The organism is Stenotrophomonas geniculata ATCC 19374 = JCM 13324, assembly GCF_001431625.1.
GTDB classification, from domain to species: Bacteria; Pseudomonadota; Gammaproteobacteria; order Xanthomonadales; family Xanthomonadaceae; genus Stenotrophomonas; species Stenotrophomonas geniculata.
Window position 1 is genome coordinate 76,640 of sequence record NZ_LLXT01000129.1, and the last position, 20,778, is coordinate 97,417.

Below are 20,778 nucleotides of genomic sequence, written 5' to 3' on the forward strand. Positions count from 1 at the left end.
CAGGTCTCCTCAGCGGCCGGCCAGTGCGTCGACGATCTTCAGGCGCTTGGCACGCAGCGCCGGCAGCAGGCCGACGATGATGCCGATCACAACGATCAGGCCCAGCCCCATCAGCCAGGTGGGCGTGGGTACGTGTGGCGGCAGCAGGCCCATGCTCTTCGGGCCGATCGCCGGCAGGATCAGCGCGGCCAGGCCCATGCCGATCAGGCCGCCCAGGCCGATCAGCAGCACCGACTCCACCATCACCAGGGTCAGCACGGTGCTGTCCTTGAAGCCCAGCGTCTTCAGCGTGGCCAGTTCCGACACGCGCTCGCGCACCGCCTGTGCCATGGTGTTGCCGGTCAACAGCAGCAGGGTGAAGAACACCGCGCCCATGATCGAAGTGACGATCATGCCGATGTCGGCGAACTGCTTGACGAAGGCCTGCTGGAACGCCGATTCGGTCTGGGTCTTGGTCTCGTGGTCGGAGTTGGCCGAGATCGCATCGATCGCCTGCGCTACCCGCGAGGAGTGGTCAGGGTTGTCCAGCGTCACCGTGTACCAGCTCACCTGGTTCTTGATGTAGTCGTTGGATTCGTCGAAGTACTTCCAGTTCATCATCAGCTGGCGTTCTTCATTGGCGGCCAGCGCGCGGTCCTTGGAGCGGTAGATGCCCTTCAGCTCCAGCGGCCAGTCGTTGCTGCCGCCACGCGGGAAGATCGTGGCCTGCAGCGGGATGGTGTCGCCGATCTTCCAGCCGAACTGCTTGGCCAGGGTTTCGCCGACGATGGCGCCGGTGCGGGTCTGCTTCCAGTCTTCCAGCTGCGCCGGATCGATCTGCAGCTCGCGGTAGACATCGAAGTAGTTGGGCGACACCGAGAAGTTCGGGAAGAAGTTCTTCGGGTCCTGGTAGATGCCACCGAACCACATGCCATAGGCCACGTCGCGCACGCCGGCCACCTGGCGGATCTGGGTTTCCAGGCGGATCGGCAGTGACTGGGTGATCGACAGCCGCGAGGCCACCACCAGGCGGTTGGCGCCTTCCACGCTGCCGCCGGACGAGAACGCCACGCGCACCGAGTCGAGCATGCCGAACAGCAGGAACGCGGCCACCACCGAGAGCAGGGTCAGCAGGGTGCGCGTGCGGCTGCGGAACAGCTGCGCCCACACCAACGAAAAGTATTTCATCGCCGTGGCCTCCGTCAGTGGGCCAGCGGGGCGTCGGCCAGCTCGCCCTTGTCCAGGTGCACCGTGTGCGTGGCGTACTCGGCCGCCTTCGGGTCATGGGTGACCATGATGATGGTCTTGCCATGCTCGCGGTTGAGCTGCTGCAGCAGGCCGAGGATCTCCTCGGCGGACTGGCGGTCGAGGTCGCCGGTCGGTTCGTCGCAGATCAGGAAGGTCGGGTCGGAGACGATCGCCCGCGCGATCGCCACGCGTTGCTGCTGGCCGCCGGACAGTTCATTCGGGCGATGGCTGCGGCGATCGGCCAGGCCCACCAGGGTCAGCGCGATCTCCGCATTGCGGCGGCGCTGCGCCGCATTGAGGTGGGTCAGCAGCAGTGGCAGTTCCACGTTCTTCTGCGCGGTCAGCATCGGCATCAGGTTGTAGAACTGGAACACGAAGCCAACGTGGTGGCTGCGCCAGGTCGACAGCTGGCTACCGCTCATCTGGTCGATGCGCTCGCCTTCGATGCTGATTTCGCCGCCACTGGGGTTGTCCAGCCCACCGATCAGGTTGAGCAGGGTGGTCTTGCCCGAACCGGACGGGCCCATCAGCGCGACGAAGTCGCCGCTGGCGATGTCGAGGTCGATGCCGTGCAGCACCTGCACTTTCTCGGGGCCACGCTGGTAGGTCTTGGTGATGTTGCGCAGTGAAACCAGGGTCGACATGGGTTGTTCTCCACGGAAGGCGGGAAACGGGGAAGCGCACCTGCGGTGGCTGCGGGCGTGCGTCGAGCGGTGTTGCCGGCGGCGCCCATGGGCGCCAGGCCGTTACTGCGCTTGTTTCTGTTGCACCTTGGCGCCATCGCGCAGGGTGTCCGGCGGGTTCACCACCACCGATTCACCTGCACTCACACCCTTGAGGATCTGGCGGTCCTTGCCCATCGCCTGGCCGGCCTCGACCTTGCGCTGCTGTACCCGGTTTTCGTCACCCAGCACGAAGGCCACCGATGCGCCCTCGCGCTGCACCACGGCGCCGCCCGGCACGCGCACACCCTGCGGCTTGGCGGCTGCCTGCGGCTGGGCCTGTTCCAGGAAGCTGACCCGCACGCCCATCTCCGGCACGATGCGTGGGTCCTTCACTTTCAGCGCCACGCGCACCTTCACCGTGGCCTTGCCGCGGTCGGCGGTGGGGATGATGGCGATCACCTCGCCCGGAATCTTCCACTCCGGATAGGCGTTGAGCGTGGCTTCCACCGGCATCTTCGGCTGCACGCGGCCGATGAAGGCCTCGCCCACCTCGACTTCGATCTCCAGCGAGTCCATGTCGACGATGGTGCCGATGCCGGTACGGGTGAAGCCACCGCCTGCCGACAGCGGCGAAACGATTTCGCCGGGCTGCGCGGCCTTGGCGGTGACCACCCCGGAGAACGGCGCGCGCACGATGTTGTTGTCCACGCCCAGATCGGCGATGGCCAGCTGGTCGTTGGCGACCTTGACGTTGCGCTGGGCGGTCTCCAGCTGCGCACGCAGGCTGTCGCGCTGTGCCACGGCCTGGTCGTACTGTGAGCGCGATACCAGCTGCTGGCCGACGAGTGCCTGCAGGCGGCTGGCTTCGGCGGTGGCCTGCTTCTGCTGCGCCTCCAGCCCGGCCACCTGGCTGCGTGCGGCCTGAAGCTGCGAGGCATACAGGCTGCGCTGGGCGTCGGCATCAATCGGGTCCAGCGTGGCCATGATCTGGCCCTGTTCCACGCGCATGCCCTCCTCGATCATCACCTCGCGCACCTTGCCGGTGATCTTGGCCGAGACCGTGGCCATGCGGCGGGCGACCACGTAGCCGCTGGCGTCGAGCACCGAACTGCTGGCATTGCCCTGCTGGATGGCCACGGCGGGCGCGGTTTCCACCTCCACGGCCGGCGCACGGCCGAACAGGAAGGCGACGGCGGCGGCGATCAGCAGCACGGCCACGATGATCGCGATCCACAACCAACGGCGACCACCGCCGTTGCTGCCACCACCGGAGGCCGGCGGGGGCGATTTGCGGTCGATACGGAGTTCCTTCAACAGCTCGGCAGAAGCGTTCATTCGTTCCATCACAGGCGTTCGGGCGGGTGTGGCCGGAAGGGCAGACGGCGGCGGTTCCGGCGGTGGAGCGTGCGGCACAGCATGAAGGCAGGTACGGCGATGACGGCAGTGACAGCTGTCACCCGATGACACTGACGGCGGCAACTGCGAAATGTGACCACGCCGGTACAGGATGGCAACGTCCCCGCTACCGGTACCGCCCATGGATCCGATCGCCCCGTCGCTGGCCCGCCTGCAGCAGGTGCAGGTGCGCTACCGCGACCATACCGCCCTGCATGGCATCGACCTGCAGGTCCGCGCTGGCCAGGTGCTGGCATTGCTGGGCCGCAACGGTGCCGGCAAGAGTACCGCGATCAGCGTGCTGTTGGGCCTGCGTCACGCCGATGCCGGCCAGGTCGAGCTGCTCGGCGGCGACCCGCAGCAGCGGGCCAGTCGATTGGGCCTGGGCGTGATGCTGCAGAGCACGAACCTGCCGCCGATGCTGCAGGTGGACGAGCTGGTGGCCCAGGCCAGTGCCTGTTACCCCGACCCGATGCCGTTGCCGGAGGTACTGCAGCGCGCCGGACTGCAGGCGCTGGCGCGCCGCCGCTACGGCCAGCTGTCCGGCGGCCAGCAGCGCGCGGTGCAGTTCGCCATCGCGCTGTGCGGCCGCCCGCGGGTGCTGTTCCTGGACGAGCCCACCACCGGGCTGGACATCCAGGCGCGGCAGGCGATGTGGCAGGCGGTGCGGCAGTTGGTGGCCGAAGGCTGCGGCGTGCTGCTTACGACACACTATCTGGAAGAGGCCGAGGCGCTGGCGCAGCGCGTCGTGGTGCTGGAAGGCGGCCGGGTACTGGCCGACGCACCCTTGGCCGAGCTGCGCTTGGCCGACCGGCCGCGCCGCATCCGCTGCCGCAGCGCGCTGGCTGTCGAGGACGTGCAGCACTGGGCGGGCGTGCAGCAGGTGCAGCGCGACGGCGAGCATCTGCAGCTGCTGGCGAGCCCGGCCGAGCCGGTGGTGGCACGCCTGTTGGCGGCCGACGCGCAGTTGCGTGAGCTGGAAGTACAGGGCGCGGCGCTGGCCGACGCCTTCCTCGACCTGACCCGGGAGGCCGCATGAACACGATGACCCGTACCGGCACCGCACCGGCGCCGTCGTCTGCCTGGCGCCAGGCCCTGCGTCCCTACTGCGCTGAGCTGGTGGCCGAACTGCGCCGCGCCTGGCGTACACCCGCCTTCGCCGTACCTTCGCTGCTGTTCCCGGTGTTGTTCTACCTGCTGTTTGGCGTGCTGTTGGGCCGTGGCCACGCACCGCTGTACCTGTTGGCCACCTACTGCGTGTTCGGCGCGATGGCCCCGGCGCTGTTCGGCTTCGGCGTGCAGCTGGCGCTGGACCGAGAAGGCGGGCTGCTTACGCTCAAGCGGGCGCTGCCGATGCCGCCGGCGGCGCCGCTGCTGGCGCGACTGGCGATGGCCGTGCTGTTCGCGCTGCTGGTGGCCTCGTTGTTGATCGGCGTGGCATCTGTGCTGGGGGGTGTGCAGCTGCACGCCCTGCAGGTGCTGCAGCTGCTGGCGGTGGCGGGCCTGGCTGCGCTGCCGCTGGGGGCGATCGGCCTGCTGATCGGCAGCCATGTCAGTGCCAGCGCAGCGCCGGCGATGGTCAACCTGGTCTACCTGCCACTGGCCCTGCTGTCGGGCCTGTGGCTGCCGCTGTCGGCGTTGCCCAAGGTGTTTTCGACGATGGCACCGCTGTGGCCGACCTGGCATCTGGCGCAGCTGGCGCTGCCGGTGGTCGGGTTGCCGTCTGCGGGCAGCGTCGCCGGCCATCTGCTGGTGCTGCTGGCGGTGACCCTCGTGGCGTTGCTGCTGGCACGGCGCCGCCTGCGCCGGATCGGCTGAACTGGCATGATCGGCAGCGATCGTCCCCGCCTGGATCCTCCCGTGCCACCGAGCTGGCTTGCCTCCCTGCTGCGCCCCGCACCGGATTCGGCGGTGGCCGACAACCTGCGCCGCGGCAAGCCGGCCTGGGCCGATGCCATCCACCTGCTGTGGACGGTGTGGGTGTTCATGACGCCGCTGTTTTCAGGGGGGTACACGCTGCGCTGGCTGTGGTTCACCCTGGCCAGCTATCCGTTGTTCCTGCTGTTGTATGCGCGCCTGCTGCTGTCGCCGCGGCACCATGCGCCCCGCTATGCACTGGCGATGACCGCGCTGGCGATCGTGCTGGTGCCCTGGTACCCATCGGGCATCAGCTACTTCATTTTCGGCTGCGTGATGCTGCGGGTCTGCGGGCGTGGCAGCTGGTGGCGCTACCTGCTGCTGCTGGCCGTGCTCAACGCGGTGTTCTACCTGGTGGCCTACCTTGCGCACTACCCGTGGCAGAGCCTGGTCTGGGTGCCGGCGGTGTCGTTCATCATCGGCATGGTGGTGAACGTGGAGACGGTGAACAAGGAAAAGGATGCCGCATTGCAGCTTTCGCAGGAGGAAGTGCGGCGGCTGGCCACCACCGCCGAGCGCGAGCGCATCGGCCGCGATCTGCATGATCTGCTCGGCCATACCCTGTCTTTGATCACGTTGAAGCTGGAGCTGGCGCGCAAGCTGCACGACCGTGGCGATGCCCGTGCGCGGCAGGAGATCGGCGAAGCCGAGGACATCGCCCGCGAAGCGCTGGCCCAGGTACGCAGTGCGGTCACCGGCATCCGTGCCAGTGACCTGGCCGGCGAACTGGCCTCGGCGCGCCTGCTGCTGGAATGCCAGCAGGTGCACCTGCAGTACGCGCCTCCACCGCCGATGCCGGTGGACGTGGAGCGCGGACTGGCGCTGGTGCTGCGCGAGGCGGCAACCAATATCGTGCGACACGCGCAGGCGACGCAGGCGCGGGTGGAATTCATGCTGGAAGGACGAATGCTGGCGATGCAGATCCGCGACGATGGCCGTGGCGGCGTACAGGCCGAAGGCAATGGATTGTGCGGCATGCGCGAACGGGCGATGGCGCTGGGTGGACAGTTGTCACTGCAGTCGCCGCGCGGAGAGGGCACGGTAGTGACCGTGCGCGTGCCACTGGTGGCCGCGACCACGCCGCTGTCGCCAGCGTCACTGGCTCAGGATGGTGCTGCATGATCCGCATCCTGCTGGCCGAAGACCAGGCGATGGTGCGTGGCGCGTTGTCGGCACTGCTGGGCCTGGAGCCGGATATCGAGGTGCTGGGCAGCGCCGCCGACGGTGAGGCTGCCTGGCGCATGCTGCAGCAGCTGCAGCCGGACATCCTGGTGACCGACATCGAGATGCCGGGCCTGTCCGGGCTGGAGCTGGCACAGCGCATCGCCCGCCATGGACTGCCGATCAAGGTGGTGATCGTGACCACCTTCGCCCGCGCCGGTTTCCTGCGCCGCGCGCTGGAAGCGGGCGTGCTCGGGTACCTGTTGAAGGACGCACCGGCGGAGAACCTGGCCGATGCACTGCGCAAGGTGAAGCAGGGTATCCGTGCGATCGACCCGCAACTGGCACTCGATGCCTGGTCGCAGGCCGATCCATTGACCGACCGCGAGCGCCGCGTGCTGCGGCTGGCCGGCGAAGGCCGTACCGCCAGCGAGATTGCCGAGCAGCTGGGGCTGTCGCACGGTACGGTGCGCAATTACCTGTCCGAGTGCATCGGCAAGCTGGGTGCGGCCAACCGGATCGAGGCGTACCGGCTGGCGCGGCAGAAGGGGTGGTTGTAACTGCGTCCTGCCTTTCCCTGAGATGTCATTTCCGCGACCGCGGAGGGGTGTCACTTTCTTTGCGCGCAAAGAAAGTAACCAAAGAAACGCTCCGCCGGCCGCGAGCCGGCGTGCTTCGCACGCCGGTGCCCTGCGCTCCTCGGTCCGTCGAGGGACGGCGCGGGAACTCGCTGCGCTCAGACACCCGCGCCTCTTCGCCCTCGCCGGACCTGCGGTGCTCGGCTCGCTCAAGGCGGACTGGAAGGTCAAGATCAACGGCAACAGCATCCACGCATGGCGTGGATCTACTGGGTGCAGCTGTCGCTCTTGATGTTGGGTCCGCCTTGAGCGAGCCGAGCATCGCAGGGGAATCAGGGGCGAAGAGGCGCCGGTGTTTGAGCGTAGCGAGTTCGGCGCCGTCCCCTGATTCACCGAGAAGCACAGGGCACCGGTGCGCAGCACCGGCTCGCGCTCTGGCGGCGCGTTTCTTTTGGTTACTTTTCTTTTCGCGCGAAAAGAAAAGTGACACCCCACCGAAGTCGCGGAAACGATCCGCCGGGAACGCCCGGCGAACCCGATCAATCCTTCCCGCGCGCCATCGCCTGGAACACGCCATCGCGCCGCACCCACAGGTGGAACAGCGCCGCACCCACGTGCATCAGCACCGTGGCGAACAACACATACGCCAGCAGGCTGTGCGCATTGCGCAACGCGGCATACAGCGCCGGAGTGTGCGGCACGATCGGCGGCAGGTGCAGGCCACCCCACAGCACGATCGGGTAGCCGCCAGCCGACAGCATCGCCCAGCCGATCAGCGGCATCGCCAGCATCAGCGCGTACAACATCCAGTGCGAGGCCTTTGCTGCCAGCACCTGCCAGGCGGGCAGGTCGGAAGGCAGCGGCGGCGGGCGGTGGCGCAGGCGGTTGTACAGGCGCAGCAGCACCAGTACGCCGATGGCGATACCCAGTGGGCGGTGCAGGTCGATCAGCATCGGCCGCAGATGCAACGAGGCGACCATGGTCACGCCGACGAACAGCATGGCGATGATCATCAGCGCCATGGACCAGTGCAGCACCCGCGCCAGCAGGTTGAAGTGGCCGTTGCCGGTGTTCATCGTGCGGCCTCCCTCGGTTGCTCGACATTGCCGCTGGCGCGCTCGCGTTCGCGACGGTTGAAGGACTGCGAATACACCGCCGAGCGGGCGGCCAGGATCGGATCATCACTGCCGCGCACGCCACTGGGCAGGATCAGCGGATCGAAGTTGATCTGGCCGCACGCACCTTGTTCCTGCGACTGCATGCGGTCCAGGCTGAGTACGCCGGCCACCACCTGATCACGCGACTCGGGCCACGGCACCGACGGATCATCAATGGCATCACCGGGCTCGGCGGTGGTCACGACCAGGTTCCAGCGTACCGGGCCGCTGGCCAGGCGCTGCTGCAGTTCCTGGCTGAGGAAATCGACACTGGCCTGCTTGCGCGTTTCCGCATCCATCTCCACCACCGGCGCCTGTGGCTGCCAGCGCCAGCGCACGGCACGCTTCCGGCCCTGCGCGTTGGTGAACCAGAAGCTGTTGACGCTGTTGAAGGTGGTGTCGGCCCAGCTGCTGGTCCACGGTGCCGTCTTGGCCCACTGCTGGAACGCCTGTGCACTGGGGTACTTCGCCAGCACTGCAGCCATCTTCTGCGGGTCGGGCTTTCCGGTGGCGGGGTCCGGAATGGAGGCGCGTGTCTGCGCGTAGAACGCCTCGGCATCGGGCACGGCGAAGAACGGGAAGCTGTTCATCGCCATCCGCCATTCCTGGCCGTCATCGCTGACCATCTGCACCGCCAGGCTGCGCACGCGTGCGGTGTTGTCGGCGCCGTAGGGGTCGCCGCCGCCGATCGACAGGCGGCCCATCACCGGTACGCGGCGCTGCGAGAACACGCGGGCGCTGGACAGGGTAGGGGCCTGCGCGCTCGGTTCGAACCAGCCGTTCACGCAGACGCCCTTGCTGTGCGCGCGTCGGAAGCCTGGATGGGCCGGGCCGGTGGCCTCGATGGTGTCGGTGAAGCGTTGCGCGGTCAGGCGGTCGCCGATCCATCCGGCCAGCCAGGCGAAGGCCAGCGCGACCGCACCCAGAATGAGCGCGATCAGTGCGATCCAGGGCAGCGGCGAATGTTTGCGTGGTGCGCCCGGCGTCTGGCCAGCGCGGGTGTAGCGGAAGAGCGACATGGTCGGAGTCCTGCCTTCACGGAACGTGTGGGTGGTCGACCCACACATCCTCGCAGAACCCTTCCAGGCCCGGTATTCAAATTTTCGTCAAGATTGCCGGGACGGCGTGCCGACCAAGGTCGGCACCCACCCGATCAGCTGTAACGCGCCTTCAGCATCGCCCACGCCGAGCGCAGCGCCAGCGCTTCGCCACCGGCCGGACGGCCCGGGCGCTCACCGTCGTTCCAGGCATACACATCCAGATGCGCCCAGCGCTGGCCGTCTTCCAGGAAGCGCTCCAGGTACAGCGCGGCGGTGACCGAGCCGGCCATGCGCGAGCCGGCGTTGGCCAGATCGGCGATGCCGCTGGTCAGGTAACGCAGGTAGGGGCGCCACAGCGGCATGCGCCAGACCGGGTCGCGGGTCGCATCACCGGCCTGCAGCCACTGCTGCGCCACGTTGTCGTCATTGCTGAAGAGCGCCGGCAGATCCGGGCCCAGCGCGATGCGCGCGGCGCCGGTGAGGGTGGCAAAGTCCAGCACCAGGTCGGGTTTCTGCTCGCTGGCGAAGGTCAGTGCATCGCACAGGATCACGCGGCCTTCGGCGTCGGTGTTGTCGATCTCCACGCTCAGGCCCTTGCGGGTGGCGATCACTTCGCCCGGGCGGAATGCATCCGGGCCGATCGCGTTTTCCACCGCCGGCACCAGCAGGGTCAGGCGTACCGGCAGCCCGCGTGCCATCACCAGGCCGGCCAGGGCCAGTGCGTGCGCGGCGCCGCCCATGTCCTTCTTCATGTTGCGCATGCCGTCGGCCGGCTTGATGTCCAGGCCGCCGGTATCGAAGCACACGCCCTTGCCGACCAGCACCAGTGCCGGATCGGTGTCCTTGCCCCAGCGCAGCACGACCAGGCGCGGTGAGCGGTGCGAGGCGCGGCCCACCGCGTGGATGGCCGGGAAGTTCTGCTTCAGCAGTTCGTCGCCGGTAATCGCCTCGACCTGCGCGCCGTGCGCGTCGGCCAGCGCGCGCGCGGCGTCTTCCAGCTGCTGCGGACCCATGTCTTCGGTCGGGGTGTTGACCCAGTCACGCACGCGCAGGCTGGCGGCGATCAGGTCGGCCACTTCGCCGGTCGGCTCGGCCACCAGGCGCGCCGGCGCACGGTGGCGCTTGCGATAGCGGTCGAAGCGGTAGCTGCCCAAGCCCCAGCCCAGCTGCAGCAGCGCCAGTTCGGCGGCCGGCAGTTCGCTGGCCAGCTGCCACACGCTGCCTTCCGGCAGGGCATGCGGGGCATGCGAATAGCTGTAGGCATCGGCGCGATCACCGACACCGATCACCGCTCCGGCCAGGCCATCGGCGCCGGGCAGCAACGCCGTGGTGAAGGCACCGGCGGTGAAGCCCTGCGACGCCAGCCATGCCTGGGTGGCAGCCGACTGGCCGTCCTTCCAGGCCGCGAACTGCTCGCGGTCCAGCACGTACAGCGGCAGTGCTGCGGCGGTGTCGGCAGTGAAACCAGTGATCTCGCTCATGCGTCAGGTACTCCGGGATGCGGCAGCGTCGAGGTTGGCGTCCAACCAGTCGGCCAGGCCGGTAAGGGTGTCGAACTGCAGGTCCGGCTGCAGCTGCGGATGGGTCCAGGTGGCTGCGTCGCGGTTGATCCAGCAGCCGCGCAGGCCGGCGGCGATCGCCCCGGCCACGTCCATGTCGGCGTGGTCGCCGACGTGCAGTACCTGTGCCGGTGCCACACCCAGTCGGGTGCAGGCGGCGTGGAAGATGCTCGCCTCCGGCTTGGCCGCGCCGTGCTCGCGCGCGCCCAGCTGGAAGGCGAAATGATGGGCCAGGCCGATCCGCTCCAGATCGGCATTGCCGTTGCTCAGCGCTGCGACCGGTACCCGCGCGGCAATCCGCGCCAGCGCGTCGATCGCATCGGGGTAGCACTCGACCTGATTGCGCGCGGCGAAGAACACTTCATACGCCGGCTCCAGCAGATCCAGGCTGGCGCCACTGGTGTGCAGCGCTTCGTGCAGGGTCAGCCGGCGCAGTGCGCTCAGGTCGTGATGGAGGTGCGGATGGGCGTGGTACAGGCGCTCGCGCAGTTCGCGCATTGCCGCCACCGGATACATCTCGGCCGTGGCGGGGCTGTTTTCACGCATCCACTCGTGCAGGACCAGGTCGATGCGGGCGCCGATCGGAGCGAACGGCCACAGCGTGTCGTCAAGGTCGAGGGTGATGGCTTGGACGGGGAAATTCACCCCGCCATTCTACCCCTGCCCGCGCGGGCTTTCATGCGGCGCGGCGGGCGGGGGGCGCCGGGGCAGGACGGGGTCAGCGCAGGTTGTACGAGCAGGCGATGGTGGTCTGGCCGTCGAACTGCTGCACGTCCAGGTTGTGCCGGCCCACTTCCTTCGTATAGGTGCCCGCCACCGGGTCGGACATCTTCGCCAGTGCCGCGATCTGTTCGACGCTCGCTGAGCTGAAGTACGCAGTGAAACTGTCGATGCCGTCCTCGCCGCTGTCGCCGTCATACGACTGCAGACGGTTCACGGGCTGGCCCAGCACCATCAGCGGCGTGGTCAACCGGAACTCGCCGCTGGATTCGCCGTTCTGCGCCCGCGCCGGGGCCGGTGCCAGCAGCCGGGCCATGGCGTCGAACTGCTTGGGCGTGAGGTGCCGCTTGCAGGTCACCGCGTCGGCAAGCTGGGTGCGTGCCTGCTCGGCAGTCGGGGGCGCAGCGGCGAACGCGGGAGCGGCAAGGCAGGCCAGGGCGAGGCAACGCATAGCGAAAGCGATCATCCGAACGGATCCATCCGAAAAAAGGGGGCCATAGTCTGCCACTTCGTCCCAGTTTCGGGTTCCGCCATCTGCGTCCTTCATTTACTGATGCCGTTATTCCAGCAGCCGTGCCCAGCCCTGCATGCCGTCCAGGCGTGCCAGCACCAGCTTGATGCATACCAGCAGCGGCACCGCCAGCAGCAGCCCGATCATGCCCCAGGCCCAGCCGAACACCATCAGCGCCAGGATCAGTACCAGTGGCGACAGCTTCATGCGACGGCCCAGCACGATCGGGGTCACCATCTGCCCTTCCAAGGTGTGCAGGCCCAGGTAGGCGGCGGCCGGCAGCAGGGCCTGCAGCGGGTCGCGGAACTCGACGAAGCCCATCAGCAGCATCAGCGCCACGCCGATCAGCGGGCCCACGTAGGGGGCGAAATTCAGCAGTGCGGCCACAGTGCCCCACAGCAACGCCTCCTGCAGGCCGATGCCGAGCAGCATCAGCACGCCAGCGAACACCAGGCCCACCAGCGTGTTGATCACGCTGATGGTCAGCACATAGCGCGAAACCTCGCGCTCGATCGAGCGCAGGATGTCACTGGTGAATCGCTGCTGCTGGCGGTTCGGGAACAGGGCGATGGCCGCGCGCTGCAGGGTCTGCCCATAGATCATGAAGAACAGCGTGAGCAGCACCACCGCCAGCACCGAGGCGGCCAGCCGCGGCGCGCGGGTCAGCATGCGATAGGGGTCGTCCATCTGGGTGCGGATCACCTGCACCTTGTGGTTGCTGTCACCACCGGCCACGCGGGCGAAGTTTTCCGCCGCCTGGTTGGCCTGCTGCACCGGTTTGGTCAGGTCCTGCACCTGGCGGGCGACCTTGCGCAGCTGCTGCGGTGCTTCCTGCGCCCATTCCATGGCCGGGCCGATCAGCTGCACCGCCAGCGAACCGGTCACGCCCAGGCCGGCGCCGAGGATCAGCAGTGCGCCGAGTGCGCGTGGAATCCACAGCTTCTGCAGCAGGCGCAGGATCGGATTGCCGACCAGCGCGAAGAACATCGCCAGCAGCACCGGCAGGATGATGTCCTGTGCCGCCCACAGGGTGTAGCCCACCGCCAGAGTGGCCAGCACCACCAGCGACATCGGTCCGCGCGGGCGCGATGCGGGCGGCAGCGGAACGTCGGGCTGTTCGGGGCCGGCCGGTGACGGGGACAGGAGGGACTCGCTCATCGACGCACCAACCGGGAAGAGGAGCGCATTATCCGCCGGCCGCGATCGGCGCGGCGGATTCCATGGTTCAACGTTCGGACAGCTCGGTGGCCGCTTCGGCCGGACGCGGTCCGCGCAGGTCCGGTTCCGGTCCTGGCTCCGGCACGGAGCGTGGTGCCGGTGCCGGCCGTGCTTCGGCAGCGGAGGCCGCCGCCTGTGCCTGTTCGCTGGCCTCGTCGGCTTCTTCGGCCGCGTCGTCGGCGGTGGCTGCGGCCTGCGCCGCCATCGCCGTGGCGAACGCCGCCTGTGCACTGGCGAACAGGTTCGAGACCGAGCCCACCATCTGCAGCCAGCGGGCACCGTTGACCTTGCCCGGCACTTCCAGCTTGCCGGCGATGAAGCCACCGGCCAGGCCGACCACCACGATGCGCAGCGGCGACCAGCCTTTTCGCCAGACGTCGCTGAGCGTGGACCAGTGGTCCTGGGTCTCGCCCAGACGCACGGTCACCACCTGTTCGCAGCGTTTCACCCGCCGTTGCAGCGCGCCGAACTTCATGGCTTGCCCTCGGGCAGCTGCACCTCGGCATCGGGATCGTCTTCGCTGGGTTCGTCGAACAGGCCCAGGCGTGACAGCTGGCGCCGGGTAGCGTGCATGCCGGTGTGGTGGAAGAAGTAGGACACCCGCCAGATCGCATAACCGGTGACGGCCAGGCTCAGCAGCGAGGTGATCAGCAGGGCCTGCAGCCAGCTCAGGCCCCAGCTCTGCAGCAGGGCGATGAGGGTGGCGGCCATCAGCAGCCAGGCCGAGGCACCGAACACGATCGCCACGCCGGCCCAGGCCAGTGCACGACCGAACGCACTGCGTGCCATCGCGAAGTCGGCCGAGGCCAACCGGCGCAGCGAGCGCAGCGTGTGCTTGGCCGAATCGGCAGCGGCACGACCGGCCGCACCGACCTGGCGGATGCTCTCATCCAGCGGCGGGGTGGCCGCTGGATCAGGGGCTTGCGCGTTGTCTTCGCTCACGCCGCGGCTTACTTGTCGCTGCTGCCGCGGGCCAGCTTGGCGATGATCCAGCCGGCAGCGAAGGCAACACCGAACGAGGCCAGCGGACGTTCACGGATCAGCTCCGCTGCGCTGTCGATCAGGTCCTTGCCCTTGTCCATCAGCGCATCCACCTGCTCCTTGGCGGCGGCACCACCGAACTCGGCGGCGGCCAGGCCGGACAGTGCGCTGTCGGACAGTTCAGCCTTGACGTTGGCTTTGCCGATGCGAAGCTCGTCGGTCGCTGCGCCGGTTGCACCCTTGATTGCACCGCCGGCGGCCGACGCGGCCTGCTTCAGGTGGGAACCGGCTTCACCCAGGTGTTCCTTCAGGTTCTCGGTATTGGTGGGGCTCATCGAATCACTCCTGTTGCGATGGGGGAACGGGTGTCGGCGGTGCCGACCTGGACTGACAGCAATAGCATTGCCGGGGTATAGGGGGTGTTACGGCAGGGCGATCAGCGCATCACGAGCTGGCCCTGCTGCTGGCCATTGTTGCGCAGCACGCGTATCACCAGGGTCGGCGGGCGCTGCTGGAAGTTGGCGCGCCAGCTGGCCAGGTCGGCGAATTCGCCCACCGTGGCATCGGTGATGATGTCGCCCTGCTGCAGGCCGTTGCTGGCCGCGCGGCTGCCGCGCTTGACCTCGCTGACCAGCACGCCGCCGACACCGGACTGGCGCAATGACTCGGGCAGGTCGACGAAGGTGGCCCCGGTCAGGCGCGGGTCCAGGCTCTCGCCGGTGACCGCGCGCGCCTGTTCCTTCAACGTTGCCTTGATCTGCAGCGGCTTGCCCTCGCGGCGCACGTCCAGCGTCAATGCGCTGCCGACCGCGGCCAGGCCTTCCACGTTGTGCAGGGCTTCGGCGCTGTCTACACGTTGGCCGTTGGCCGAGACCACCACGTCGCCCGGCTTCAAGCCGGCGGCGGCGGCGGCCGAACCGGCCAGCACGCGCGTGATCAGCGCACCACGGGTTTCGCCCAGGCCCAGGCCCTGCGCGATCTGCGCGGTCAGGTTCTGGCTTTCCACGCCCAGCGTGCCGCGCACCACCACGCCGTGCTTGACCAGCTGGTCGACCACGCTGCGTGCCAGGTTGGAGGGAATCGCCAGGCCCAGGCCGATGTTGCCGGCCATGCTGCCCTGCGGGTTGAAGCTGGCGGTATTGATGCCGATCAGCTGGCCCTGCAGATCGACCAGTGCGCCACCCGAGTTGCCCGGGTTGATCGACGCATCGGTCTGGATGAAGTTCTGGTAGCCCAGCCCGCGGATACCGCTGCGGCCCACCGCCGAGACAATGCCCGACGTGACCGTCTGGCTGAAGCCGAACGGGTTGCCGATGGCCACCACGAAGTCGCCTACCCGCAGCTGGTCGCTGTTGCCGAGCTTTATGTCGGTCAGGTTCTGCGCCGGGATGCGGATCAGCGCGATGTCGGTGTCGCGGTCCGAACCGAGGAATTCGGCCTTGACCGTGCGCCCGTCGGCCAGTGTCACCTGTACGTCATCGGCGTTGTCGATGACATGGTGGTTAGTCAGTACCAGGCCCTCCTTGGCGTCGATGATCACGCCCGAGCCCAGCGATTCGTTGATGCGTTCCTGCGGGATGTCCGGGAACAGGCGGCGGAAGAACGGGTCGTTGAAGAAGGGGTTGCGCACGCGCACCACCTGCTTGGTGTTGACGCTGACCACTGCCGGCATGGCCTTCTCCAGCATCGGTGCCAGCGACGGCACCGCCTGTCCGGCTACCGAGGCGGGCAATGCCGCCGTGGTCGGCAGCACCGCTGGCAGCGGCGCGGCATCGGCACGGTTGTCCAGGTGGGCATTGATGCCGGTGGCAACGAAGCCACCGAAGGCGGCGGCGATTGCGAGCGTGAGCAGGGTGGGAAGCGGTCGCATGGGAGTCGGTTCGCTGGCGTGGGTGGGGGCGGTTCGGCCCTACGGTAAAACAAGCTGAATGAGTGTGTCGCGATCTGGATAAATGCGCCATGAAAACCGGCGCCCGGAACGTGGGTCGGCATCGCCATCTGTGGGGCGGTACCGACAGCATAGGGCGTGCTTCTCAACGTGCCGACGTCTTCCGAAGCGCATGTGGATACAGGCCGATACTTGCGCAGTTCTGCGCATCCTGGTGCCGCGATGCGCCATATCGCACGCCTTTCGCTGTATTCGGACTTGTGCACGCAGGCAGCACCTGCCGCTACCCGGATCGTGCGGCGCAGCACTGAAAAAAAGGGGTTTCCTGTCAACCCACTGTGCTCGCGAGGGCGCCCGGCTACACCATTGCCGTCGCATCAGATGCGATTGCTCGCGCGCGCCCCGTTCCACGATCGTCAATGTCGGTATAGCATCGCCCCGTTTTGATACTTAAGGCCCCCAGGAGGGCAACATGAGCAACGGTAATGGTGTGTCGGTCGTGACCGACGCCGTCGAGAACGTCAAAGAAACCGCCACCAATGTTGGCGAGACCATCGCCCACGCTGCCGAAGACGCAGTGAAGTCGGTCAAGAAGACCGTCAAGCGCGCCACCAAGGCTGCCGGTACCCGCGTTGCCAAGGCCAAGAAGGCCGTGGCCAAGGTCGAGAAGACCGTTGCCAAGAAGGCCGAGAAGGCTGCCAAGTCGGTGGGCAAGACTGTTGCCAACGCCAAGAAGAAGCTGGAAGCCGCCAAGAAGAACGCCAAGGCCGAAGCCGCTGCCCTGAAGAAGGAAGTGGCCAAGAAGAAGGCAGCTGCAGGCAAGGCTGTGACCAAGAAGGCCGCCGCTGCCAAGAAGACCACCAAGGCCGCCACCAAGGCTGCCGGCAAGAAGGTCGCTACCGTGAAGAAGGCCGCCACCAAGAAGGCTGCCGTCGCGAAGAAGACCGTTGCCAAGAAGACCGCGGCCGCCAAGAAGGTTGTCGGCAAGAAGGTCGCTACCGCCAAGAAGGCCGTGGCCAAGAAGACCGTCGCCGCCAAGAAGGTCGCTGGCAAGAAGGCCGTGGCTGCGAAGAAGGTTGTCGGCAAGAAGGTTGCCGCCACCAAGAAGGTCGCCACCAGGAAGACCGCTGCCGCCAAGAAGGTTGTGGGCAAGAAGGCTGCTGTCGCCAAGAAGGCCGTCGGCAAGAAGACCGCCGCTGCCAAGAAGGTTGTCGGCAAGAAGACCGCCGTTGCCAAGAAGGCAGTTGGCAAGAAGGTTGCCGCCACCCGCAAGACGGTCGCCAAGAAGGCTGCGCCGCTGAAGAAGGTCGCCGCCAAGAAGGCGCCGGCCAAGAAGGCCGTGCGCAAGGTCGCCAAGCGCAAGTAATCGCGCCGTGACCGAAGGCCCTGCCACCCCCCGGGTGGTGGGGCCTTTCGCGTTTCTGGGACGCGGTCTGGGGCAAGATGCAGGTTCTTCCCGCCGGAGCCCCGGGCATGCGCGGTATCGACTTCAGTTCCTGGCAGGGCGTGCTGTCCACCTTGGCCGGCCTGGTCCTGATCACCCTGCTGGGCGTGGGCATCCGCCTGCTGGTGATGCAGACCCTGCAACAGCGCCGTGAGCGCGAGAACCGGCAGATCAATGAACGGCTGCGCACACTGATGGCGGCCTACAAGACCCTGGGCGGTTCGTTCACCGGCGAACTGGGTGTGGATCCCAGCCATCGCCGTGACCTGCGCCAGCGCGAGGATGCCGAGGGCATCGCCGAGCCCCGTTCGGATCGCGCGCGCCGCATTCGTGATGCCGTTGAAGCGGCGTTGTCGGACATCCTGCTGCTGGGCACCGACGAACAGGTGCGGCTGGCCGCGCGTGCCGCCAATGAACTGGCACAGGGGCGGCCGGTACATACCCACGAACTGGTGGTCTCGCTGCGCGACTTCGTGCGCGAAGCGCTGGATCTGGCGCCGATTCCGGCCGACCTGCAGATACCGCCGCAGGGGCCGACCCGGCCGGGTGGCGCCAGTGGCGGCGGCAAGGGCCGCAACGAGGGCGATGCCAAGGGCGGTCGCGCGGGTGGAGGAGGTGGCGGTGGCGGAATGGGCGCTGGCATGGGGGGGGCGGCCTCGGCGCCGGCGCCGCTCTGGGCGCCGGCCATGCGTCTGCCAGCGATGAAACGGACGCGCGCTGAGCACGTCCGCCCGGTTCAGCGCGTCAGCTCGTAGAGCGGCACGAAGCCGCCGTAGATCATCCGCGCGCCGTCGAACGGCATCGGATTTGTCGCCGGATCAAACCTTGGGTCTTCCATCATCTTCTTCATGCCGGCGTCGCGGGTCGGCTTGTCCGGCCATTCGATCCAGGAAAACACCACCGTCTCATCCGGCGTGGCTTTCACTGCGCCGAAGAAGTCGGTGGTCTTGCCGTGCGGCACGTCATCGCCCCAGCACTCGACCACGCGCAGCGCGCCGTATTCGATGAAAACGGGATCCCCTGTGCGTGCGTGGGCGAGGAACTTCTCCTTGTTGGCGGTGGGCACCGCCAGGACGAAACCATCGATGTAGCTCATTGCCTGCCTCCGGATGGACCGTGCCGCATGCACGGCCTTCAAGTACCCGACGAACCAGGGCGTCGTGGATCGACATCCTGCAACCGACAGTCGTTGTGCCGATGAAATGCACGCGCGCCGCGCGCGTATGCCAGAGACAGCCTGAATCAAGCCAAAAAATTCAGCAATGCGAAGAACGCTGTTTTCAGGGAGCGTTGTGGCGAATAACGGAGAATTTACATTCCCGATGCGATGGCGCCCTGGCGCTGCTGCACACCATAAGAAAGTAAAAGGTGTACCCCCATGAAGAATTCGCTGATTGCTCTGGCCCTGGCCGCTGCCCTGCCGTTCACCGCCTCGGCTGCTGAGAACCTGTCGTACAACTACGCCGAAGCCGACTACGCCAAGACCGATATCGACGCGTTCAAGGCCGACGGCTGGGGCGTGAAGGGTTCGTACGGCTTCCTGCCGAACTTCCACGCTTTCGGTGAGTACAGCCGCCAGGAAATCGACCACACCAACATCAAGCTGGACCAGTGGAAGATCGGCGCCGGCTACAACGTTGAAATCGCCCCGACCACCGACTTCGTTGCCCGCGTTGCTTACCAGAAGCGCGACCAGAAGCACGGCCTGGACTTCAACGGCTACAGCGCTGAAGCGGGTATCCGCACCGCCTTCGGTGCCCACGCCGAAGTCTACGGCATGGTCGGCTACGAAGATTTCTCGAAGAAGCACGGCATCAATCCGGAAGGCCAGTGGTACGGTCGCCTGGGTGGCCAGGTCAAGCTGAACCAGAACTGGGGCATCAATGGCGAGCTGAAGATGAACCGCGACGGCGACAAGGAATACACCGTCGGCCCGCGTTTCAGCTGGTAATAGCTTCCTCGGCGCGCCTGCGCGCTGAAGATGCCTCGACAGGCCCGGCGCATGCCGGGCCTGTTGCGTTGTGACGACCCGAAACCGCAGCTGAGCATGTTCCGGGGCCGCTGCTGCGTTGCAATAAATTGGATTCCGCTGCTCCCGGCGCGGGCCTACGGTGGGCACTTCGTACCGTCGGATCCATGTGATGCCGCCTGCCGTTCCCGCTCTGCCCCTCGATCGGCCCCTCGATCGGCCCCGCCGCCTGGCAATGCTGGCGCCGCATCCCGTGCTGCGCCTGGGGGTGGAGGTGGTGCTTTGCCAGCACGGTGGCGTGCAGGTCTGTGGCAGCTTCACCCGCGAAGGTGATCTGCTCGATCTGCTGCAGCGCCAGCCGGATGGCATCGACCTGTTGCTGATCGACCTGCTGGCGCCGTGCGGACCCGAACAGGGCCTGGCCCTGTTGCGGCTGTTGTCGCGGCGCTGGCCGCTGCTGCCGGTGCTGGTGCTGTCTGCGCACTGCAATGCCAGCACGGTGACCATGGCGATGCAGGCCGGCGCGCGCGGCTTTCTGTCCAAGGGAACCACGCCGGAGATGCTGCGGCGCGCAGTTGACGTACTGGCGCGTGGCGGCCGCTTCGTGCCCCCGGAGTTGCGCACGCAGTTGAGCCGATCGCGCATGCGGCGCACACCGGCGCCGGTGCTCACGCCCTTGAGCCGACGCGAGCGCGAGGTGCTCCGGCTGGTCCTGCAGGGCTGCACCACCGGGGAGGTGGCGCGGCGCTTCGGGCGCACGGCCAGTACGGTCAGCACGCAGAAGCGGACCGCCTACGAGAAGCTGGGCATCCACAGCGATGGTGAGCTGTTCCGCATCCGGCACCTGCTCGAATGCGGATGAGCGGACTTACTCGCCCTGGTACTGTTTCTCTTCCACCAGCGCCGAACCGGCCACGCGGTTGATCTCGTTCTTCACCTGCACGCGCTCACCATTGGTGCCATAGACACCGCGTGCCAGCTGGATGAAGGCATCGTCGAATACCTGGGCCGCTTCCTTGTCGCGCAGCTGGTCCTGGATGTCCCACATGCGCTCGTTGATCGCCTTCAGCTGCTGCTGCAGCGCGGCCAGGGCCGGCTGTGCCTGCAGCTGCTGCTGCAACAAGGGCAGCAGGCCGTCCAGTTCGGTGCGCACGTTGGCCAGCTTGGCCGCATCGTCGATGCGCTCGGCCTTGATCTGGAGAATGGTGATCTTGTCGATCAGCTCGCCGATCGATACCGGGGTCAGGATGGCGTCCACGCGGTTGGTTCCTGGAAACAGGGCGCCATGATACCGCGCTGCTGGCATGTGGCCCCGATCCGCGGGATTTACGCCGAATTTGCGCCACGG

Annotated in this window: 22 protein-coding genes and 1 pseudogene; 8 read left to right on the top strand and 15 right to left on the bottom strand. The window is 67.3% G+C overall.

Annotation, left to right across the window (positions count from 1 at the left end):
- Positions 1–9: 9 nt before the first annotated feature.
- From ARC63_RS16535 to ARC63_RS16545, 3 genes are all read right to left on the bottom strand, one after another.
- On the bottom strand, positions 10–1,167 hold the full coding sequence (locus ARC63_RS16535) for an ABC transporter permease (protein ID WP_057503844.1): 1,158 nt from the start codon (positions 1,165–1,167) through the stop codon (positions 10–12).
- Between the two features lie 14 nt (positions 1,168–1,181).
- On the bottom strand, positions 1,182–1,871 hold the full coding sequence (locus ARC63_RS16540) for an ABC transporter ATP-binding protein (RefSeq protein ID WP_010486958.1): 690 nt from the start codon (positions 1,869–1,871) through the stop codon (positions 1,182–1,184).
- Positions 1,872–1,973: 102 nt separating this feature from the next.
- Complete coding sequence (locus tag ARC63_RS16545) at positions 1,974–3,227, bottom strand: efflux RND transporter periplasmic adaptor subunit (RefSeq protein ID WP_019338656.1); 1,254 nt, start codon at positions 3,225–3,227, stop codon at positions 1,974–1,976.
- 202 nt (positions 3,228–3,429) lie between these two features.
- Here ARC63_RS16545 and ARC63_RS16550 point away from each other — a divergent pair, with 202 nt between their 5' ends.
- Genes ARC63_RS16550 through ARC63_RS16565 form a run of 4 tightly spaced genes read left to right on the top strand, consistent with a single transcriptional unit; the run spans position 3,430 to position 6,925 of the window.
- Positions 3,430–4,326, top strand: coding sequence for an ABC transporter ATP-binding protein (locus ARC63_RS16550; protein ID WP_057503845.1), 897 nt, complete (start codon positions 3,430–3,432; stop codon positions 4,324–4,326).
- A complete protein-coding gene (locus tag ARC63_RS16555; RefSeq protein ID WP_057503846.1) occupies positions 4,323–5,105 on the top strand; it encodes an ABC transporter permease in 783 nt (260 codons plus the stop codon). Before ARC63_RS16550 ends, ARC63_RS16555 begins: the two co-directional genes overlap by 4 nt.
- Before the next feature lie 6 nt (positions 5,106–5,111).
- Positions 5,112–6,326 carry a sensor histidine kinase gene (locus ARC63_RS16560; RefSeq protein ID WP_057503847.1) on the top strand — a complete coding sequence of 405 codons (1,215 nt, stop codon included), beginning with the start codon at positions 5,112–5,114 and terminating at the stop codon, positions 6,324–6,326.
- Positions 6,323–6,925: a response regulator transcription factor gene (locus tag ARC63_RS16565; RefSeq protein WP_057503848.1), complete on the top strand. Its 603-nt coding sequence runs from the start codon at positions 6,323–6,325 to the stop codon at positions 6,923–6,925. Before ARC63_RS16560 ends, ARC63_RS16565 begins: the two co-directional genes overlap by 4 nt.
- A 557-nt stretch (positions 6,926–7,482) precedes the next feature.
- Here the strand turns inward: ARC63_RS16565 and ARC63_RS16570 are convergent.
- The 10 genes from ARC63_RS16570 to ARC63_RS16615 form a co-directional block, all read right to left on the bottom strand.
- A complete protein-coding gene (locus ARC63_RS16570; RefSeq protein ID WP_043401779.1) occupies positions 7,483–8,019 on the bottom strand; it encodes a cytochrome b in 537 nt (178 codons plus the stop codon).
- Positions 8,016–9,119: a catalase family peroxidase gene (locus ARC63_RS16575; RefSeq protein WP_057503849.1), complete on the bottom strand. Its 1,104-nt coding sequence runs from the start codon at positions 9,117–9,119 to the stop codon at positions 8,016–8,018. The genes ARC63_RS16570 and ARC63_RS16575 overlap by 4 nt, the downstream gene beginning before the upstream one ends.
- Positions 9,120–9,253: 134 nt before the next feature.
- Positions 9,254–10,621, bottom strand: coding sequence for a leucyl aminopeptidase family protein (locus ARC63_RS16580; protein ID WP_053442392.1), 1,368 nt, complete (start codon positions 10,619–10,621; stop codon positions 9,254–9,256).
- A gap of 3 nt (positions 10,622–10,624) precedes the next feature.
- Entirely contained in the window at positions 10,625–11,344 is a 720-nt protein-coding gene (locus ARC63_RS16585) for an HAD family hydrolase (RefSeq protein ID WP_029550770.1), read from the bottom strand.
- Between the two features lie 73 nt (positions 11,345–11,417).
- Positions 11,418–11,885, bottom strand: coding sequence for a hypothetical protein (locus ARC63_RS16590; RefSeq protein ID WP_057503850.1), 468 nt, complete (start codon positions 11,883–11,885; stop codon positions 11,418–11,420).
- A 93-nt stretch (positions 11,886–11,978) separates the two neighbouring features.
- Positions 11,979–13,088, bottom strand: coding sequence for an AI-2E family transporter (locus ARC63_RS16595; protein WP_057503851.1), 1,110 nt, complete (start codon positions 13,086–13,088; stop codon positions 11,979–11,981).
- Between the two features lie 67 nt (positions 13,089–13,155).
- Positions 13,156–13,623, bottom strand: coding sequence for a hypothetical protein (locus tag ARC63_RS16600; protein ID WP_019337636.1), 468 nt, complete (start codon positions 13,621–13,623; stop codon positions 13,156–13,158).
- On the bottom strand, positions 13,620–14,090 hold the full coding sequence (locus tag ARC63_RS16605; protein ID WP_010486934.1) for a phage holin family protein: 471 nt from the start codon (positions 14,088–14,090) through the stop codon (positions 13,620–13,622). The genes ARC63_RS16600 and ARC63_RS16605 overlap by 4 nt, the downstream gene beginning before the upstream one ends.
- A gap of 8 nt (positions 14,091–14,098) precedes the next feature.
- Positions 14,099–14,464 carry a hypothetical protein gene (locus ARC63_RS16610; protein ID WP_010486932.1) on the bottom strand — a complete coding sequence of 122 codons (366 nt, stop codon included), beginning with the start codon at positions 14,462–14,464 and terminating at the stop codon, positions 14,099–14,101.
- Between the two features lie 101 nt (positions 14,465–14,565).
- Positions 14,566–15,999, bottom strand: coding sequence for a Do family serine endopeptidase (locus tag ARC63_RS16615; protein WP_049455509.1), 1,434 nt, complete (start codon positions 15,997–15,999; stop codon positions 14,566–14,568).
- Positions 16,000–16,489: 490 nt separating this feature from the next.
- On the opposite strand from ARC63_RS16615, the gene ARC63_RS16620 reads away from it, so the two are divergent.
- Together ARC63_RS16620 and ARC63_RS16625 are read left to right on the top strand one after the other, a co-directional pair.
- Positions 16,490–17,383 (top strand): hypothetical protein, encoded by an 894-nt coding sequence (locus ARC63_RS16620; protein ID WP_049435203.1) that lies wholly within the window; start codon positions 16,490–16,492, stop codon positions 17,381–17,383.
- A 107-nt stretch (positions 17,384–17,490) separates the two neighbouring features.
- A pseudogene (locus ARC63_RS16625) lies at positions 17,491–18,182 on the top strand (hypothetical protein).
- Positions 18,183–18,197: 15 nt separating this feature from the next.
- On the opposite strand, the gene ARC63_RS16630 reads toward ARC63_RS16625, so the two are convergent.
- Positions 18,198–18,557, bottom strand: a complete 360-nt coding sequence (locus tag ARC63_RS16630) for a DUF1428 domain-containing protein (protein ID WP_032130337.1) — start codon at positions 18,555–18,557, stop codon at positions 18,198–18,200.
- Positions 18,558–18,839: 282 nt separating this feature from the next.
- Here ARC63_RS16630 and ARC63_RS16635 point away from each other — a divergent pair, with 282 nt between their 5' ends.
- On the top strand, positions 18,840–19,412 hold the full coding sequence (locus tag ARC63_RS16635) for an OmpO family porin (protein ID WP_010486919.1): 573 nt from the start codon (positions 18,840–18,842) through the stop codon (positions 19,410–19,412).
- 190 nt (positions 19,413–19,602) lie between these two features.
- A complete protein-coding gene (locus ARC63_RS16640; protein ID WP_019337639.1) occupies positions 19,603–20,292 on the top strand; it encodes a response regulator transcription factor in 690 nt (229 codons plus the stop codon).
- 6 nt (positions 20,293–20,298) lie between these two features.
- Here the strand turns inward: ARC63_RS16640 and ARC63_RS16645 are convergent, their stop codons facing one another.
- Positions 20,299–20,736, bottom strand: coding sequence for a DUF6165 family protein (locus ARC63_RS16645; protein ID WP_049403467.1), 438 nt, complete (start codon positions 20,734–20,736; stop codon positions 20,299–20,301).
- Positions 20,737–20,778 lie beyond the last annotated feature (42 nt).

Coding starts and splice junctions, on each gene's coding strand:
- ARC63_RS16535 (WP_057503844.1), bottom strand. CDS start 1,167: ATGAAATACTTTTCGTTGGTGTGGGCGCAGCTGTTCCGCAGCCGCACG.
- ARC63_RS16540 (WP_010486958.1), bottom strand. CDS start 1,871: ATGTCGACCCTGGTTTCACTGCGCAACATCACCAAGACCTACCAGCGT.
- ARC63_RS16545 (WP_019338656.1), bottom strand. CDS start 3,227: ATGAACGCTTCTGCCGAGCTGTTGAAGGAACTCCGTATCGACCGCAAA.
- ARC63_RS16550 (WP_057503845.1), top strand. CDS start 3,430: ATGGATCCGATCGCCCCGTCGCTGGCCCGCCTGCAGCAGGTGCAGGTG.
- ARC63_RS16555 (WP_057503846.1), top strand. CDS start 4,323: ATGAACACGATGACCCGTACCGGCACCGCACCGGCGCCGTCGTCTGCC.
- ARC63_RS16560 (WP_057503847.1), top strand. CDS start 5,112: ATGATCGGCAGCGATCGTCCCCGCCTGGATCCTCCCGTGCCACCGAGC.
- ARC63_RS16565 (WP_057503848.1), top strand. CDS start 6,323: ATGATCCGCATCCTGCTGGCCGAAGACCAGGCGATGGTGCGTGGCGCG.
- ARC63_RS16570 (WP_043401779.1), bottom strand. CDS start 8,019: ATGAACACCGGCAACGGCCACTTCAACCTGCTGGCGCGGGTGCTGCAC.
- ARC63_RS16575 (WP_057503849.1), bottom strand. CDS start 9,119: ATGTCGCTCTTCCGCTACACCCGCGCTGGCCAGACGCCGGGCGCACCA.
- ARC63_RS16580 (WP_053442392.1), bottom strand. CDS start 10,621: ATGAGCGAGATCACTGGTTTCACTGCCGACACCGCCGCAGCACTGCCG.
- ARC63_RS16590 (WP_057503850.1), bottom strand. CDS start 11,885: ATGATCGCTTTCGCTATGCGTTGCCTCGCCCTGGCCTGCCTTGCCGCT.
- ARC63_RS16595 (WP_057503851.1), bottom strand. CDS start 13,088: ATGAGCGAGTCCCTCCTGTCCCCGTCACCGGCCGGCCCCGAACAGCCC.
- ARC63_RS16600 (WP_019337636.1), bottom strand. CDS start 13,623: ATGAAGTTCGGCGCGCTGCAACGGCGGGTGAAACGCTGCGAACAGGTG.
- ARC63_RS16610 (WP_010486932.1), bottom strand. CDS start 14,464: ATGAGCCCCACCAATACCGAGAACCTGAAGGAACACCTGGGTGAAGCC.
- ARC63_RS16615 (WP_049455509.1), bottom strand. CDS start 15,999: ATGCGACCGCTTCCCACCCTGCTCACGCTCGCAATCGCCGCCGCCTTC.
- ARC63_RS16620 (WP_049435203.1), top strand. CDS start 16,490: ATGAGCAACGGTAATGGTGTGTCGGTCGTGACCGACGCCGTCGAGAAC.
- ARC63_RS16630 (WP_032130337.1), bottom strand. CDS start 18,557: ATGAGCTACATCGATGGTTTCGTCCTGGCGGTGCCCACCGCCAACAAG.
- ARC63_RS16635 (WP_010486919.1), top strand. CDS start 18,840: ATGAAGAATTCGCTGATTGCTCTGGCCCTGGCCGCTGCCCTGCCGTTC.
- ARC63_RS16640 (WP_019337639.1), top strand. CDS start 19,603: ATGCCGCCTGCCGTTCCCGCTCTGCCCCTCGATCGGCCCCTCGATCGG.
- ARC63_RS16645 (WP_049403467.1), bottom strand. CDS start 20,736: ATGCCAGCAGCGCGGTATCATGGCGCCCTGTTTCCAGGAACCAACCGC.